Here is a 16607-nt window from a genome sequence, read left to right as displayed (position 1 = left end):
AAATTTGTGAAGTTACTATTCTACAATAACCCTTCTTGGCTTTTGTATAGGATTATCATTAGAAAGGTTCTGTTGAGATGTATTATTACCTGATGAATTAGACAAATCATTGTTTAAAGAAGGTACATTTTTACCATCAATTATAGTATTATCCGGGTCATCATACAAATAGTTAATAGAATTTAATGAATCCGAATATTTATGAATATTAAATATTTCATCTAAAGATTTTATTTTACCTTTCAATTTATCTAAAGGTTTGTTACTTAGATAAATATCAATGGGTTGTCCTTGGTCATAAATAAAGGAGGGAGCAGGAACTTGATAATAAACACGGTTATTACTAGTATTTGCAGGATCTTCATAAGTAATAGTTCCAATTGAAAACAAATTTTCTGCAATCATTTTTTTTGCGGTTTCTTCATTAAGTCCTATAAAATTAGGTACGGAAACATTCTTCGCAAGGCTCTTAGCTAAAACAATTGTTAAGGGAGAAAAACGAGGCAAAGTTTCGCCAGGCTGAATCTCTTTACCCTTATAAAGAAGCCTAAGAACCGTATTAGATGCAAAATTGGGTTCATAAATGGTATCAGCTACTTTTAAACCTACCAAATCCAATTGACTAAAAGCAAGATATTTATATTTTCCAATAACATTGGGAACTGTAGTAGGTTTCCATGTTTTAGCATTAGCACGTATAAATATTCTTCTTCCTTTTTTAACATTAGATCCAATCAATGGATATATATCTAAAATTTGATAAGATTTATATTTAGGATCATATTTAGAAGTATCAATTTCATATTCCAAATCAATTTCTTCAAGTTTTTTAACTGCTTGATCTAAAGATAGATTATTTAAGTTAGGAACTTCCACCTGAACACCATGATTAGTGAAAGCATTTAACCAAAGAAAAATTCCCTGTAAAAGTCCAACAAAAATGAGTACAGCCAGTACAAGATTAACCCAAAATTGCCAAGATGTTAACAGTTTTAAGATTTTCATATTTACTTTTTACGAAGCAAATATATAAATAATAAAAATAATATAGTTTATTAGTTAAAAATATGTTTAATTTTGTATGTCTTAATTCTAAATAACAATAATTAATTACTATCATTAGTAAACTTTAAATTTTATGATTACAGTTGGAATTGTAATGGGAGGTTACTCTGATGAAAGCCTTGTTTCACTTAAAAGTGGGGAATATTTTTATTCTCAAATTGATAAAACTAAATATAAAGTTTTTAAAATACATATTTTAAAGGATGGTTGGAATGTCATAGAAGAAGAACAAGCCTATCCTATTAATAAAGGAGATTTTACCTTTCAGTTAAATGAGAAAAAAATAAATTTTGATGTATTATTAAATACAATTCATGGTTATCCAGGAGAAAATGGATTAATGCAGGCATATTGGGAACTATTAAATATACCTTATTCCGGTTGTTCTTTTTATACATCTGCTTTGACTTTTAACAAAAGAGATACCTTATCGGTACTTAAGAAATTTAATGTTTCAGTAGCTAAATCAGTATATGTTAATAAAGGAGATCAAATAGATATTGATTCCATTATTAATGAAGTTGGTTTACCTTGTTTCGTTAAGCCCAATCAATCAGGATCAAGTTTAGGGGTTTCAAAGGTGAAAAAAAAGGAAGATTTTATGCAAGCTTTGGATTTTGCATTTAAAGAAGATAAGGCAGTATTAATTGAAAGTTTTTTAGAAGGAAAAGAGGTTCAGGTAGGAGTATTTAAATATAAAGGCGAAGTTGTTGTCGTTAATACAACGGAAATTATATCTAAAAATGAATTTTTTGATTATGAAGCCAAATACTTGGGAGCATCCGAGGAAATAACACCGGCTCGTATATCAGAAAAAGAAGATACATATATAAAAGAAGCTGCAGCACATATATATAAATCTTTAGATATGATTGGATTTTCAAGACTAGATTTTATTATTGTGAATGAAATTCCTTATTTTTTAGAAATTAACACAACACCGGGTTGCTCTCCGGCAAGTATCTTTCCTCAGCAAGTTAAGCAAGCAGGATTAAATTTTTCAGATTTATTAGATAACGAAATATCATTAGCATTACAAAGATTTGAAAAAAAATAAACATGGAAAGAGTAGCAGTATTTCCCGGTTCTTTTGATCCTATAACCTTGGGGCATTTTAATATTATTGAACGAGCAGTTCCTCTATTTGAAAAAATTATTGTTGCCATTGGTAATAACTCTAATAAAGAATATATGTTTCCTTTAGAGAAAAGAATGGAATGGATAAGGGAAACAGTAAAAATATTTCCGAATGTAGAAGTAGATTTTTTTGATGGTCTGACTATTGATTATTGTGCGAAAAGAAAAGCACCTTATATAATTAGAGGTCTTAGGAATCCGGCAGATTTTGAATTTGAAAAAGCCATAGCACATACCAATCGTACTCTAGCAAAAAAGTCAATAGAAACGGTTTTCTTTTTAACATCATCAGGAAAATCATTTATTAGTTCAAGTATTGTACGAGAAATTATGAGATATAAGGGAGATTATGAAATACTAGTACCCAAAGCTGTTAGAATATGATATTATTATTAAAATAATATATAACATAGTTTAATACAAAAATATTTTGTGAAATCAATAATTATGGAATAGATATCTTTTAATTGATGTAAGAGTATTTATTTCTTATTTTATCAAATCTTAGATAATAATTATTGTTTAGTTAAATTTTTTGTATTTATTTTACATAATATTTTTGAAAATAATTATAAAATTAATTTATATAACAAATGGAAAAACAACAACTAGCCCAATCAAACTCAAGAAAAAAAGTAGGAGGATTAAATCCTTTTATTACGATCATTATTTTAGTAATCATAGCAGAATGTATTTATCATTTTGTGTTAGGTGCATCTTCTAATTTTAAGGGAGAAACTACAGATAGTGATCCTAAAACATTCATGGGGATCATTCACAAAGGAGGGGTTATTGTTCCTTTTTTGATTTCCTTTTTACTAATGGTAATCGTATTTTCAATTGAAAGATTTTTTATTATTGGAAAGGCTGAAGGAACTAATAGCTTAACAAAATTCGTTAACGAAGTAAGATCATTATTAGATAAAAATGATATAGATAATGCCATATCACTATGTGATAAGCAAAAAGGTTCTATAGGAAATGTAGTTAAAGAAGGGTTAATTTCATATAGAGCATTATCAAATGACACTACCTTGGATAAAGAACAAAAACTTGTATCTTTAAATAAAACATTAGAAGAAGCTACAACATTGGAAATGCCAGTGCTCGAAAAAAATATGACAATTTTAGCAACTATTGCATCTATTGGTACACTAGTAGCCTTAATGGGTACTGTAATTGGTATGATTAAAGCATTCTTTGCTTTAGGTGAAGGAGGAGGATCTCCGGATGCCGCTGCTCTATCCGTAGGTATATCAGAAGCACTTGTAAATACAGCTCTAGGTATTGGAACTTCAGCTTTAGCTATTGTTGCGTATAACTATTTTACATCAAGAATTGATACTTTAACATTTAAAATTGATGAGGTAGGTTTAAGTATTCAACAGTCTTTTTCTGCTCACCATTAATTAAGTTTTAAATTTTCTTTTTTTAGTAAAAAGAAAGTTAAAAGAATAAGATTTGAAATTATTTTAAAAACTTAAAAAATAATATGGCAAGAGTTAAACCAAAAAGACACGGAATACATATAGATATGACGCCAATGAGTGATTTGGCATGGTTGCTGTTAACATTCTTTATCTTGACTACACAATTTAAGCCTAAAGAAACAGTTACCATAGACCCTCCTTCATCGATATCCCAGATTAAGGTTAAAGATCATGGAATGATGAAGATATCTATAACTTCAGATGGAAAATACTACTTCTCAATGGATGAAGAAAAATATAAAATTCAATTATTAGAAGCAATGGGAGAGAAGTACGGTATCAATTTTACGGATCATGAAAAAAGAGAGTTTAGAAATTTAACCGATTTTGGAGTATCAATTACCGGACTTAAACAATATTTAAATATACCGGAAGGACGAAGAGAGTCAGTTAATGTTCCAGGAATTCCTGCAGACAGTGCTAAACCTGAAATTACCGATTGGGTCTTTGAAGCTAGAGAACTAGCTAAGAAAAACGGTGACTCATTAGATTTAGGAATTAAAGGTGACGTAAATACGCAATACCCTGTTTTTAAAAATCTTTTGGCAAGATTACAGGAAAAGAATATGAATAAATTTCAATTAATTACATCTGCCGAAAATAAACCGGAATAATGTAATTAAATTAAACCCATTAATGAATAAGAAAATATGTCAGCAGGCGTAGATACAAGTACTAGTGGAAAAGGAGATGGAAAGGTAAGAGCTAAAAAAATGAACCTTAATGTTGATATGGCACCTATGTGTGATTTAGGTTTCCTTTTAATAACATTTTTCATGTTTACAACAACGTTCAGTAAACCTAATATTATGCATTTAAATATGCCACCTAAGGTTGAAATTCCACCTTCCAATATTCCAGAAATTAAAACTAAAAATTCCTTAACTATAATTTTAGGAAAAGACGATCAAATATATTGGCATCAACAGGAACAGAAAGATCTAAACACTTCGACTTTGATTAAATCTGACTACTCTAAAGATGGAATTCGTAAAGAAATATTACGAGCTCAGAAACAAGCAGATCAAAGTAAATTCACTGTTATAATAAAACCTACAGATGACTCAAGTTATAAAAACTTAGTAGATATATTAGACGAAATGGAAATTACTAATTCTGATCGATATGGAATTAAAGAACTTTCTTCTAAAGAGAAAGATGTGTATAAAGAAAAAGTTAATGAGTAACGAAAATTAAATAGAATGGCAGAAAATAATATGAAATCTTTAGATGACATAGTTTTTAAGCATAAGAATAAAAGCTATGGAGCCTATTGGTTAAGAAATAAAGAAAGTAAATATCTGACAAGGGCATTTGTTATTGGAACCGTTATCTTTATTGTATTCGTTATGTTATTATACTTTTATAATAAATGGCAGGCAAATAGTAAAGATGAGCAAAAGTCTGTTGTTATAGATCTAACGGATATTCAAACACCACAAGAAGAAAAAGAAGAAATTTACGAACCAAAATCAGAACCACCACCACCGCCTCCTGTACAACAAGATGAAGTCGCGCAGGTAAAAATGGTTATTCCAGAGCCTAAAAAGGTCGTTGTAAAGGAAGAAACTGTTCCTAAAGTACAAGACACTAAAGATAAAGCTATAGGATTAGAAGATAAAGATGGTAAAAGTACAACAGATGCAGCCATATCAAATGGTCCAAAAAATGATGTGCCTCCAGCACCGCCACCCCCGGTACCTCCGGCAGATCCTAATAAAGTATTTGAGCAAGTAGATGAGGAAGCAATTTTTAAAGGTAAGGGAAAAGTACATGATTTTATTTCAAAGCAAATTTATTATACGGATAGGGCAAGGGATAATGGTACAGAAGGTAAAATAACTGTAAAATTTGTTGTGGAAAAGGATGGTACGATAACAAATGTAGTAATTGCTGGAAAAAAATTAGGAGATGGATTAGATGAAGAAGCCATAAAAGCAATTAAAAAGACAAGCAAAATGTGGATTCCTGCTAAAGTTAATAATCAACCGGTTAGATCTTATTTTAGAGTTCCCATAACCTTTAGGTTGCCGGAATAATATAATAAATTAAGATATAAAAAAACTATCTCTATACTAAGGGATAGTTTTTTTATTTTATAAAAATAAATTTTCAATCTAGCTAGAAAAATTATTTAGATACATTCTAAAAGATTAAAATCTGACATATGTCATAACACTTAGGGTTAGAGGTTTTTTAAATTTGTATTCCAAAATTAAACATTAAAATATTATGACAAGATTTTACTCTTCCTCTATAGGAAGAAAGTTTATGATGGCTTTGACAGGCTTTTTTCTCATGATTTTTTTACTGGTGCATTTAGGATTAAATCTCACATTATTTGCCGGTAATACGGATGGAGAAGGAAAATTATTGCCTAAAGAAGAAGTAATATTTAATCAGGCGTCACATTTTATGGCGACTAATCCACTCATCCAGATTATGCAATATGTACTGGCTTTTGGATTTATTTATCACATCTTTTTAGGTATTATATTGACCTTTAGAAATCAAAAAGCAAGAGGAAAAGAGCGTTATGCCGTTAATCAGTTTTCAGCAAACACTCCTTTTAATTCACGGACAATGATCTATACAGGGATGTTAATTTTAATATTTTTATTATTACATCTTTATAATTATTTTGTTCCCATTAAGTTTGGAACAGTAGGAGATGATTATTTATTAGTGACAGAATTATTTAAAAGTCCCATTTATACATTAATATATGTGGTTGCTTTTATATTTTTAGGATTACATTTAAGTCACGGATTTTCATCGTCATTCCAGTCAGTAGGATTTAATCATAAAATTTATACTCCTGTTATTAAAATACTGGGAAAAGCATATTTTATATTTATCGCAGTTGGATTTGCCGCAATTGCAATTTATTTTTACTTCAAAGGCAATGGTTTAATTTAAATTATTTTAAGAAAATACTATTATGGGTATAAAATTAGAATCAAAAATACCGGAAGGAGATATCCATGAAAAATGGAAAAATCATAAAGATCATATGCGTTTGGTTGCGCCAAATAACCGTGGAAAAATAGATATAATTGTAATAGGTACAGGTTTAGCAGGAGGAGCAGCTGCAGCTTCTTTAGCTGAGATGGGGTATAATGTAAAAGCTTTCTGTTACCAAGATTCTCCTAGACGTGCTCACTCAATTGCTGCACAAGGGGGGATAAATGCTGCTAAAAATTATCAAAATGATGGAGATAGTGTATATAGATTATTTTATGATACTATCAAAGGAGGAGATTATAGAGCGAGAGAAGCTAATGTTTATAGATTAGCAGAAGTATCCAATTCAATAATAGATCAATGTGTAGCTCAAGGAGTTCCATTTGCAAGAGAATACGGAGGATTATTGGATAATAGATCTTTTGGTGGTACGCAAGTACAAAGAACATTCTATGCAGCAGGACAAACCGGACAACAATTATTACTAGGAGCATATTCTGCAATGAACCGACAAATAGGTAAGGGACGTTTACAAATGTTCAACAGACATGAGATGCTTGATTTGGTTGTTGTAGATGGTAAGGCAAGAGGTATTATTGCTAGAGATTTAGTTACAGGAGAAATTCAAAGGCATTCTGCTCATGCAGTAGTAATTGGATCAGGCGGGTATGGTAATGTATTCTTTTTATCTACAAATGCGATGGGATCTAATGGGACAGCAGTTTGGAAGATACATAAAAAAGGAGCCGCATTCGGAAATCCTTGCTTCACTCAAATTCACCCAACTTGTATACCGGTACATGGTGATCAGCAATCTAAGTTGACATTAATGTCAGAATCTTTAAGAAATGATGGACGTATTTGGGTTCCTAAAAAAATAGAAGATTCACAGGCTATACGAGCAGGAAAATTAAAGCCTACTGAAATAGCTGAAGAAGATAGAGATTATTATCTAGAAAGAAGATATCCGGCCTTTGGTAATTTGGTACCTAGGGACGTAGCCTCACGTGCAGCTAAAGAAAGGTGTGATGCAGGATTTGGAATTGAAAACAATGCTACTGGGGAAGGGGTTTATTTAGATTTCTCTTCATCTTTTGTAAAATATGGAAAAGAAAAAGCCAATGAACTTGATATTCATAATCCGTCTCAAGAAGAAATAATAAAATTAGGTAAAAAAGTGGTAGAAGCTAAATACGGAAACCTATTTACCATGTATGAAAAAATTACAGGAGATAATCCGTATGAAACTCCTATGAAAATATATCCGGCTGTTCACTATACAATGGGAGGAATTTGGGTTGATTATAACTTAATGAGTACTATACCAGGGTGCTTTGTAACCGGTGAAGCAAATTTTTCTGATCATGGAGCCAACCGTTTAGGAGCATCTGCTTTAATGCAAGGGCTAGCCGATGGATATTTTGTATTACCATATACAATTGCTGACTATTTAGCTGATGATATACGTACCGGTTCTATTTCTACAGATTTACCCGAGTTTGAAGAAGCTGAAAAACAAGTAAGAGACAGAATTCAACACTTCTTAACCAATAAAGGCACTAAAACAGTAGACTATTTCCATAAAAAATTAGGTCGAGTAATGTGGAATAAGGTTGGAATGGCTCGTGATGAAAAAGGATTGAAAGAAGCTATTGCTGAAATTGAAGAAATTAGAAAAGAATTTTGGAGAGATGTAAAAGTTCCGGGAACTGATAATACTATCAATATGGAATTAGAAAAGGCTGGTAGAGTAGCAGATTTTCTTGAATTAGGACAATTGATGGCAATGGATGCTTTAAATAGGAATGAATCATGCGGTGGACACTTTAGAATCGAATATCAAACAGAAGATGGAGAAACGTTGCGTAATGATGAAGAATATTCTTATGTAGCTGTTTGGGAATATAATGGAGAAGATTTGAATCAAGAAATTCTACATAAAGAAGATCTAAATTACAAGTACATTAAAATTGCAGCAAGAAATTATAAATAACCTGTAAAAATAAAAAATATAAAATGGCAGGAAAATTATTAAACCTAACACTAAAAGTTTGGAAACAAGCAGGTAGGGGACAAAAAGGAAAATTTGAAGAATATAAATTAGAAGGAGTATCTACTGAAAGTTCATTTTTAGAAATGTTAGATATGCTAAATGAACAATTAGTAGAACAAGATAAAGAGCCCGTAGCATTCGATCATGATTGTCGTGAGGGAATATGCGGTATGTGCTCACTTTATATAAATGGACGTGCACACGGTCCGGATAGAGGAATAACTACTTGTCAATTACATATGAGGATGTTTAATGATGGAGATACTATTGTAATTGAGCCTTGGAGATCAGCGGCATTTCCTGTAATTAAGGATTTAATCGTTGATAGAACAGCATTTGACAGAATTCAGCATGCAGGAGGATTTGTTTCAGTGAATACTTCAGGAAATACAATCGATGCGAATGCAATACCAATTGAAAAAGAAAAAGCAGACAAAGCATTTGCGGCAGCCGCTTGTATAGGTTGTGGAGCTTGTGTTGCTACTTGTAAAAACGGTTCAGCGATGCTATTCGTTTCTGCTAAAGTTTCACAATACGCATTATTACCGCAAGGTAAAGTTGAAGCTACTCGCCGTGTTTTAAACATGGTTAAAAAAATGGATGAGGAAGGATTTGGTAACTGTACAAATACCGGAGCCTGTGAAGTTGAGTGTCCAAAGGGAATTTCTCTTGAGAACATAGCCCGAATGAATAGAGAATTTCTTCATGCTAGTATTGTAAATGATGTAAAAGCAGAATAAATAATAGTCAAATATTTTAAGTATAATTAACAAACAGTTCAAAACAATAATTTGTTTTGAGCTGTTTTTATTTAATGAGGTAAGTTATATGATTGTAATTTCGACAGCTTAAAAAAATATAGATATTTAACTAAAAAAGAAACATATATTCTAAACTTTAAAGGTAATTATTAGAATTATTTAATTCTTATAACTACCCTTAAAATTATTTGATTAATGTAATTCACTTAAATTATTATATATGGCTTATAAAAGGAATTTTAAATTTCCTTAAAATAAGTCTTTCTTCTTTTATGATTAATCGGATTATAGTCTTTCCATAGTAATTGTATACTTTTGTTATCGTCCAATTCAGGATTGGTTTCCAGATATTTTATTCCCTTATTATTAAATAAATCGAAAAATTCTTTTAATACAATGGCAGTAATCCCCTTTTTTTGATAGTCAGGATGAATACCTATTAAATAAAAATTTGCCCAATCATTATTTTTAGAGGCTCTAAGTAAATGATACCATCCAAAAGGAAATAATTTTCCTTTAGCTTTTTGTAATGCTATCGAATAGGAGGGCATAGTGATGGCAAATCCAACTAATTTATCATTATCATCCGTGATACAAATCACAAAATCCTTATTAATAAATGGAATATACTTTTCCTTATAATATTTTATTTGCTTATCTGAAAAAGGAACATAGGTGGGTAAAACCTTATAAGTATCTTCTAACAATTGAAAAATTTCATCTGAACGCTCAATTAACTCATCTTTAGTTTTAAATTGTAATGATTTCAATTTATATTTTTCTTTCAATAATTTAGAAAATCGAATCACCTTATCAGGAAGTACTTTAACCACTTCAATATAAAATTCAACCCATTCATTAGACTTATTAAATCCTAATTTTTCAAAATGATCATGATAATAAGGTTCATTATAGATACCGATCATAGTTGCTAATTTATTATAGCCTTTGGATAAAAAACCCGCTTTATCAAGATTTGTAAATCCCACTGGACCTTCAATACGGTGAATATCATTTTCTTTAGCCATTTCATAGGCTTTGTCTATAAGCTTACGAGTAATTTCTATATCGTCAATGACATCAAACCACCCGAATCTAACTTTTTTAATCCCTGAGTATTTTTCCTCATTCTTATTGATTATCAAAGCAATTCTTCCGACTACCTCATTCTTTTTATAAGCAAGATATTTTTTACAGATTGAAAATTCAAAAACAGGATTTTTATTTTCATCGAAAATTGCCATTTCTTCAGTTATAAGTGGAGGTACGTAACAAGGATTATTTTTGTACAACCTGTTAGGAAATGTTATAAAATTTTTTAAATCGGCCTTTGTATTAACTTCTTTAATTATAATTTTGTTCATGCACTAAATTTAGTTTAACAAGTCTTTTTGGTAATACAACTAAAAAGTCATAATTTTAGCAAATATACTTAGTATAAATTAAATTTAAAATTTACAAAAATATACCTCTTAAAAGAATTTTAAACAATTATGGTAATATTAATTTCAGGAATTATTTTCATTATAAGCATGATTGTTCAAGTACAATTAAAAGCGAAATTTGAAAAATATTCTAAAACAAGACTTTCCAATGGAATGAGCGGTAAAGAAATTGCAGAAAAAATGTTACGGGATAATGGAATTACGGATGTTAGTGTTATTTCTACACCGGGAATGTTAACAGACCATTATAATCCAGTTAATAAAACTGTTAATTTATCGGAAGGGGTTTACAATCAACGTTCAACAGCGGCAGCAGCGGTTGCTGCACATGAGTGTGGCCATGCAGTGCAACATGCCGTTGGATATTCCATGTTACAATTACGCTCAAAATTAGTTCCTATAGTAAGTATCAGCACTAACCTTCTGCAATGGGTATTATTGGCCGGAATTAGCATTATGGCTTTCTCCGGTAACATTTTGGTACTAGGTATCGGTATTATGTTGTTCGCCATAACCACTCTTTTCGCATTCGTTACTTTACCCGTAGAATATGATGCCAGTAATAGAGCGTTACAATGGTTAGAAAATAATCATATCGTTGAGCCTATTGAACATGATGAATGTAAAGATGCATTAAAATGGGCAGCAAGAACTTATTTGGTATCAGCTTTAGGTTCTTTAGCTCAATTGGTATATTTTATCATGATACTTTTAGGAAATAACCGAAGAAACGATTAATTTATTATCTAATTATAGACCTTTATGAATAATATAAATCCCATATATTATGGAGTTGAGGGATTAAAAGAACTCAATACATTTATTCAAAATAATAAACCTTCCAAAATAGTCTTATTGGTTGATGAAAATACTCATGAATTATGTTATCCAAAGTTAATTACAGAGATTCAAGCCGATACAGAAATTGAAATATTAGAAATTGAATCAGGGGAAAATAATAAAAATTTATATATATGCATCAATCTATGGGAAGCATTAACAGAGCTTAAAATAGATAGAAAAGCCCTTCTAATAAATGTAGGAGGAGGAGTGCTTACAGATATGGGAGGCTTTATAGCAAGCTGTTATAAGAGAGGAATTAATTTTATTAATGTTCCTACCACACTTTTAGCAATGGTAGACGCATCTATTGGTGGAAAAACAGGCGTTGATTTAGGAAGTCATAAAAATCAAATAGGAAATTTTGTTTTACCTAAAATGGTGCTCGTTGATGTAGGCTTTCTCAATACCTTACCTTATGAGCAGCTTCTTAGCGGTTTTGCTGAAATATTAAAGCACGGATTAATTGCAGATAAAAAATATTGGCAAAAAATAATTGAATTAGATAAAATTGAAACTGAACATTTAGAGGAATTAATTAAAATTAGTATAGAAATAAAAAAGAACGTTGTTTCAAATGATTTTACTGAAACGGGATTGAGAAAAATATTAAATTTTGGACATACGATCGGTCATGCCGTAGAAAGTTTTTTTCTAGAAAAAAATGCACCAATTTTACATGGAGAAGGTGTAGCAATGGGAATTATAGTAGAAAGTTATATCTCAATGAAAAAATCTCTTCTTTCATATTGCGAATATGAAGAGATTAAATCTTATATCTCTTTATTATTTCCTAAGCTAAACTTAAAAAAAGAATATTTTAATGATATTTTTATATTTATGCAGAATGATAAAAAAAATATCAATAATGAAATAAAATTTGTTTTATTAGAAAAAATCGGAAAGGCTGTATATGATATTTCAGTTGATAAAGAATTGATTGAAGAAGCTATTTATTTGTATATAGATAATGAATAAGAATAAGAGCTTGTCGTTAAATTTTTCTTTTAAAATAGCTGATTTCAATAGTGAAAACTAATTTTTATAGATAGATTATAAACTTTTAGATTTATCAGTTTTTTTAACAAATTTTCAATCGTATTTATAACGATCTTCTGAACATTATTTTTACAGAATTTATATAATAATTAGATTTTGGTAAACCAATAAAAAACTTTATATTTGCACTTCGAAAAAAATAATTAAAAATTTTGATCTATGAATCATTACGAAACTGTTTTCATTTTAACTCCCGTTCTGTCTGATTCTCAGGTAGAGGAAGCAGTTAAATCATTTGAGACTTTACTCAAAGAAAACAATGCAACTATTGTAAACCAGGAAAACTGGGGGTTAAAAAAATTAGCATATCCTATTCAGTTAAAAAGAAACGGATTTTACAACCTGATTGAGTTTCAAGCTCCCGGAGAAATTGTTAATAATTTAGAATTAGCATTTAAGAGAGATGAAAGAGTACTGAGATTCTTAACTGTGAAATTAGATAAGCACGGGATAGAATGGGCTAGAAAAAGAGAAGAAAAAGTTAAATCATTAAAAAAATAAGACATGGCAATTGATGAATTAGCAAAACAAGCAGCAGGAGGAAATGTCAGTGAAGTAAAATTCTTAAGTCAATTAGACATTGAGACTAAGACAGAGAAAAAATATTGCCGTTTTAAAAAGTACGGTATAAAATACGTTGATTATAAAGATCCTGATTTCTTATTGAAATTTGTAAACGAGCAAGGTAAAATACTTCCTAGAAGACTTACCGGTACATCTTTAAAATTTCAAAGAAAAGTATCTCAAGCAATTAAAAGAGCAAGACATTTAGCATTATTGCCATATGTTGGAGATCAATTAAAACCTTAATTTAAAGAAAAAAAGAGATCATGGAAGTAATTCTTAAACAAGACGTTGAAAATTTAGGATTAGAGTTTGACGTGGTAAATGTAAAACCAGGTTATGCTCGTAACTATTTAATTCCAAAAGGTTTTGCATTATTAGCAACGCCTAAAAATAAAGCAGCATTAGAAGCAACCCTTAAAGAAAGAGAAGCAGAAGAAGCAGCACAAATAAAAACAGCTAATGATGTAGTAGCTAAATTAAAAGAAGTTGTGGTTTCTATTCCTGCAAAAGTAGGTGCCGGAGATAAATTATTCGGCTCAGTTAACAATCTAGATTTAGCAGAAGCATTAGCAAAAGCTGGAGTAAATATAGATAAAAAATATATTAAAATTCCTGGAAATACAATCAAAAGATTAGGAAAATATTCAGCAAAGATCCGTCTACACAGAACAGTTGAATATGATTATGCTTTCGATGTAGTTTCTGATGGAATTGCTGCAGAAGAATAATAGCTCTACTTAGTTATAAAAAATAATAAAAAACTGATAGTTAGACTATCAGTTTTTTTATTGTTTAAAAAACTTAGCCTACTTTTATCCAAAAGACTTACCTTTGATAAGAAAATATCATAAAATATGAAAGTAGCAGATGTTGTAGAATTTTTAAAACAGCTAGCAGTCGAATCAAATGCAGAGGATTTCGATAATGTTGGATTATTAGTAGGAGACTCTCAATCAATGATATCAGGTGTTTTAATAACTCTTGATTGCATTGAAGAAGTAGTAGATGAAGCTATTCAAAAACAATGTAATATGATTGTTACTTTTCATCCGATAATTTTTTCAGGGATGAAATCTATAACCGGTCAAAGCTATGTTGAGAGAGCAGTAATTAAAGCCATTAAAAATGACATTGCTATATATGCTATACACACCAACTTAGATATAGCTAAAGAAGGGGTTAATTTTGAAATTTGTAAACGATTACAAATACATGAAAGTCGGCCTTTAATACCTAAAGCCAGAAGTATAAAAAAACTACAGACCTATATACCCAAAACACATTTTCTCCAAGTGCAACAATCTTTATTTAAAGCAGGCGCAGGGGAGATAGGTAAGTATAAGAATTGTAGTTTCAGAGTTGAAGGAGTAGGAACATTTTTACCAACAGAAAATTCAAATCCATATATCGGACAAATAAATGTATTAGAAGAAACATCTGAGATGATGTTAAGCGTTATATTTGAAGATTACAAACAATCAGCCCTATTAAAAGCTTTAAAAAGTTCACATCCATATGAAGAAATAGCATATGAAATTTATGCTTTAGAAAATCAAAATCAAGATTTAGGAATGGGAAGAATAGGAGAGCTAGAAAAACATTTACCTGAAGATGAATTTTTATCTTTTCTTAAAGAAAAATTACCCACTTCCTGTATTCGTCATACCAAGCTGAAAAATAAATTAGTGAAAAAAGTAGCTGTATTAGGTGGGGCAGGTAGTTTTGCTATAAAAAATGCCATTTTAGCTGGGGCTGATGCTTTTGTTACGGCAGACATTAAATATCATGAATTTTTTCAAGCAGAATCGAAAATATTAATTGCCGATGTTGGACATTATGAAAGCGAACAATTCACTAAAAATTTATTACATAAATATCTGTCAGAAAATTTAAATAATATTATCATAATAATATCTGAAATCAATACCAATCCAGTATATTATTATTGTAAATAATTATAAAAAGATTATCAAAAATATATTTAATTTTTTTAAATAAAAAATTAAATTAAAATATAGCTTTTATCGTTTTACAATTAGCATTTAAAAATTATAAAACTATAGGAAAGCAAATGTACTATTATGTTTGAAACATATTATAAAATTTAGTAACTTTGTAAACTTTAATAAGATATAAAAATAATTCCAAAATAATTATAATCAACCCTATATGATAAAGAAAAAAGCAGATAATACTACAGTGGAAGAAAAATTGAGAGCATTATATGATTTACAGATCATAGACTCCCGCCTAGATGAATTGAGAAACCTAAGAGGAGAGTTGCCTATTGAGGTTGAAGATTTAGAAAATGATATTGCAGGTTTGGAGAAGAGAATAGGGAAAATGGAAGATGAAGTAGTACATTTAAATGGTGAAATTAAGATAAAAACAGAATTAAATAAAAATTCTGAAGCTCAAATAAAAAAATATAAAGTACAGCAAGACAATGTGCGTAACAATCGAGAATTTGAAGCATTAACTAAAGAGATTGAGTATCAAGAGCTAGAGATTCAATTGCAAAATAAAAAAATTAAAGAAATTAATGCTAAAATTGAATTTAAAAAGTCACAGATAGAAGAGCAACGTACCAAATTATCAAACTTTCAGGATCATCTTAAATTTAAGAACTCCGAATTATCAAATTTGATTAAAGAAACTGAAAAAGAAGAAAACTTTTTATTGGAAAAGTCTGAAGAATTTGCCTCAAAAATTGATGAAAGATTGTTAAATAATTATCGCCGTATAAGAAAAAGCTCCAAAAATGGATTGGCTATTACTAGTATTGATCGTGGTGCGGTAGTTGGTTCTTTCTTTACCGTTCCTCCGCAAAAGCAGGTAGAAATAGCTTCAAGAAAAAAAATTATTCTTGATGAACACAGCGGTAAAATTCTTGTAGATGAATATCTTGCAGGAGAGGAGCAACAAAAAATGAAGGATTTATTAAATTTAAATTAATACTAAACCCGTCATAAATAACAGACCCATTTCGTATAAATGGGTCTTTTTTGTATAATGTTATCTACACTAAACATCTATATTTATTAGATAAATTTATATAATTACAGTTTATAAATTATATAACTTATAAGTAAATAAATCATTTATAAAATAACAGACCATTTTATTTAATAAAATGGTCTGTTATTTGACAATTAATTAACTAATAAAAAATAAAATAAGGTTTAAAATTATTTTTATAGATTTGTTTATAACAAAAATAGGTAAT

Annotated in this window: 18 protein-coding genes; 16 read left to right on the top strand and 2 right to left on the bottom strand. The window is 29.7% G+C overall.

All coding sequences use genetic code 11. From position 1 onward, the window contains the following. Positions 1-15: 15 nt before the first annotated feature. Positions 16-1005: a PASTA domain-containing protein gene (locus Q0T35_RS09815; RefSeq protein WP_295811219.1), complete on the bottom strand. Its 990-nt coding sequence runs from the start codon at positions 1003-1005 to the stop codon at positions 16-18. A 133-nt stretch (positions 1006-1138) separates the two neighbouring features. Here Q0T35_RS09815 and Q0T35_RS09810 point away from each other — a divergent pair, with 133 nt between their 5' ends. From Q0T35_RS09810 to Q0T35_RS09770, 9 genes are all read left to right on the top strand, one after another. After that, positions 1139-2122, top strand: coding sequence for a D-alanine--D-alanine ligase (locus Q0T35_RS09810; RefSeq protein ID WP_293918182.1), 984 nt, complete (start codon positions 1139-1141; stop codon positions 2120-2122). Positions 2123-2124: 2 nt separating this feature from the next. Then, complete coding sequence (coaD, locus tag Q0T35_RS09805) at positions 2125-2586, top strand: pantetheine-phosphate adenylyltransferase (protein ID WP_293918180.1); 462 nt, start codon at positions 2125-2127, stop codon at positions 2584-2586. 209 nt (positions 2587-2795) lie between these two features. Next, positions 2796-3611, top strand: a complete 816-nt coding sequence (locus tag Q0T35_RS09800) for a MotA/TolQ/ExbB proton channel family protein (RefSeq protein ID WP_293918178.1) — start codon at positions 2796-2798, stop codon at positions 3609-3611. 83 nt (positions 3612-3694) lie between these two features. Beyond that, positions 3695-4306 carry a biopolymer transporter ExbD gene (locus tag Q0T35_RS09795; protein ID WP_295842877.1) on the top strand — a complete coding sequence of 204 codons (612 nt, stop codon included), beginning with the start codon at positions 3695-3697 and terminating at the stop codon, positions 4304-4306. A gap of 36 nt (positions 4307-4342) precedes the next feature. Then, complete coding sequence (locus Q0T35_RS09790) at positions 4343-4879, top strand: biopolymer transporter ExbD (protein WP_293918174.1); 537 nt, start codon at positions 4343-4345, stop codon at positions 4877-4879. Positions 4880-4894: 15 nt separating this feature from the next. After that, complete coding sequence (locus Q0T35_RS09785) at positions 4895-5731, top strand: TonB family protein (protein WP_295842873.1); 837 nt, start codon at positions 4895-4897, stop codon at positions 5729-5731. A 193-nt stretch (positions 5732-5924) separates the two neighbouring features. After that, positions 5925-6611 carry a succinate dehydrogenase cytochrome b subunit gene (locus tag Q0T35_RS09780; protein ID WP_293918170.1) on the top strand — a complete coding sequence of 229 codons (687 nt, stop codon included), beginning with the start codon at positions 5925-5927 and terminating at the stop codon, positions 6609-6611. Between the two features lie 22 nt (positions 6612-6633). Further along, positions 6634-8649 carry a fumarate reductase/succinate dehydrogenase flavoprotein subunit gene (locus Q0T35_RS09775; protein ID WP_293918168.1) on the top strand — a complete coding sequence of 672 codons (2016 nt, stop codon included), beginning with the start codon at positions 6634-6636 and terminating at the stop codon, positions 8647-8649. A 23-nt stretch (positions 8650-8672) separates the two neighbouring features. Next, positions 8673-9449, top strand: a complete 777-nt coding sequence (locus tag Q0T35_RS09770; protein ID WP_293918166.1) for a succinate dehydrogenase/fumarate reductase iron-sulfur subunit — start codon at positions 8673-8675, stop codon at positions 9447-9449. 260 nt (positions 9450-9709) lie between these two features. Here Q0T35_RS09770 and Q0T35_RS09765 read toward each other — a convergent pair whose 3' ends face one another. Continuing rightward, positions 9710-10834 (bottom strand): GNAT family N-acetyltransferase, encoded by a 1125-nt coding sequence (locus Q0T35_RS09765; protein WP_293918164.1) that lies wholly within the window; start codon positions 10832-10834, stop codon positions 9710-9712. 126 nt (positions 10835-10960) lie between these two features. On the opposite strand from Q0T35_RS09765, the gene Q0T35_RS09760 reads away from it, so the two are divergent. The 7 genes from Q0T35_RS09760 (at position 10961) to Q0T35_RS09730 (ending at position 16336) form a co-directional block, all read left to right on the top strand. Continuing rightward, positions 10961-11653 carry a zinc metallopeptidase gene (locus Q0T35_RS09760; protein WP_295842886.1) on the top strand — a complete coding sequence of 231 codons (693 nt, stop codon included), beginning with the start codon at positions 10961-10963 and terminating at the stop codon, positions 11651-11653. Positions 11654-11677: 24 nt separating this feature from the next. Beyond that, positions 11678-12733 carry a 3-dehydroquinate synthase gene (gene aroB, locus Q0T35_RS09755; RefSeq protein ID WP_295811240.1) on the top strand — a complete coding sequence of 352 codons (1056 nt, stop codon included), beginning with the start codon at positions 11678-11680 and terminating at the stop codon, positions 12731-12733. A gap of 240 nt (positions 12734-12973) precedes the next feature. Beyond that, positions 12974-13315 (top strand): 30S ribosomal protein S6, encoded by a 342-nt coding sequence (rpsF, locus tag Q0T35_RS09750; RefSeq protein ID WP_293918160.1) that lies wholly within the window; start codon positions 12974-12976, stop codon positions 13313-13315. Between the two features lie 3 nt (positions 13316-13318). Further along, positions 13319-13624 carry a 30S ribosomal protein S18 gene (gene rpsR, locus Q0T35_RS09745; RefSeq protein ID WP_055425972.1) on the top strand — a complete coding sequence of 102 codons (306 nt, stop codon included), beginning with the start codon at positions 13319-13321 and terminating at the stop codon, positions 13622-13624. A 20-nt stretch (positions 13625-13644) separates the two neighbouring features. Continuing rightward, complete coding sequence (gene rplI / locus Q0T35_RS09740) at positions 13645-14109, top strand: 50S ribosomal protein L9 (protein ID WP_295811245.1); 465 nt, start codon at positions 13645-13647, stop codon at positions 14107-14109. Positions 14110-14235: 126 nt separating this feature from the next. Next, complete coding sequence (locus Q0T35_RS09735) at positions 14236-15336, top strand: Nif3-like dinuclear metal center hexameric protein (RefSeq protein ID WP_295842868.1); 1101 nt, start codon at positions 14236-14238, stop codon at positions 15334-15336. Positions 15337-15553: 217 nt separating this feature from the next. Continuing rightward, entirely contained in the window at positions 15554-16336 is a 783-nt protein-coding gene (locus Q0T35_RS09730; RefSeq protein ID WP_293918184.1) for a hypothetical protein, read from the top strand. Positions 16337-16607 lie beyond the last annotated feature (271 nt).

Origin of the sequence: uncultured Apibacter sp. (assembly GCF_946479295.1) — a bacterium.
Classification (GTDB): Bacteria; Bacteroidota; Bacteroidia; order Flavobacteriales; family Weeksellaceae; genus Apibacter.
Note: the sequence above shows the minus strand (reverse complement) of the source record. Positions and strands in the feature narration are given on the sequence as shown.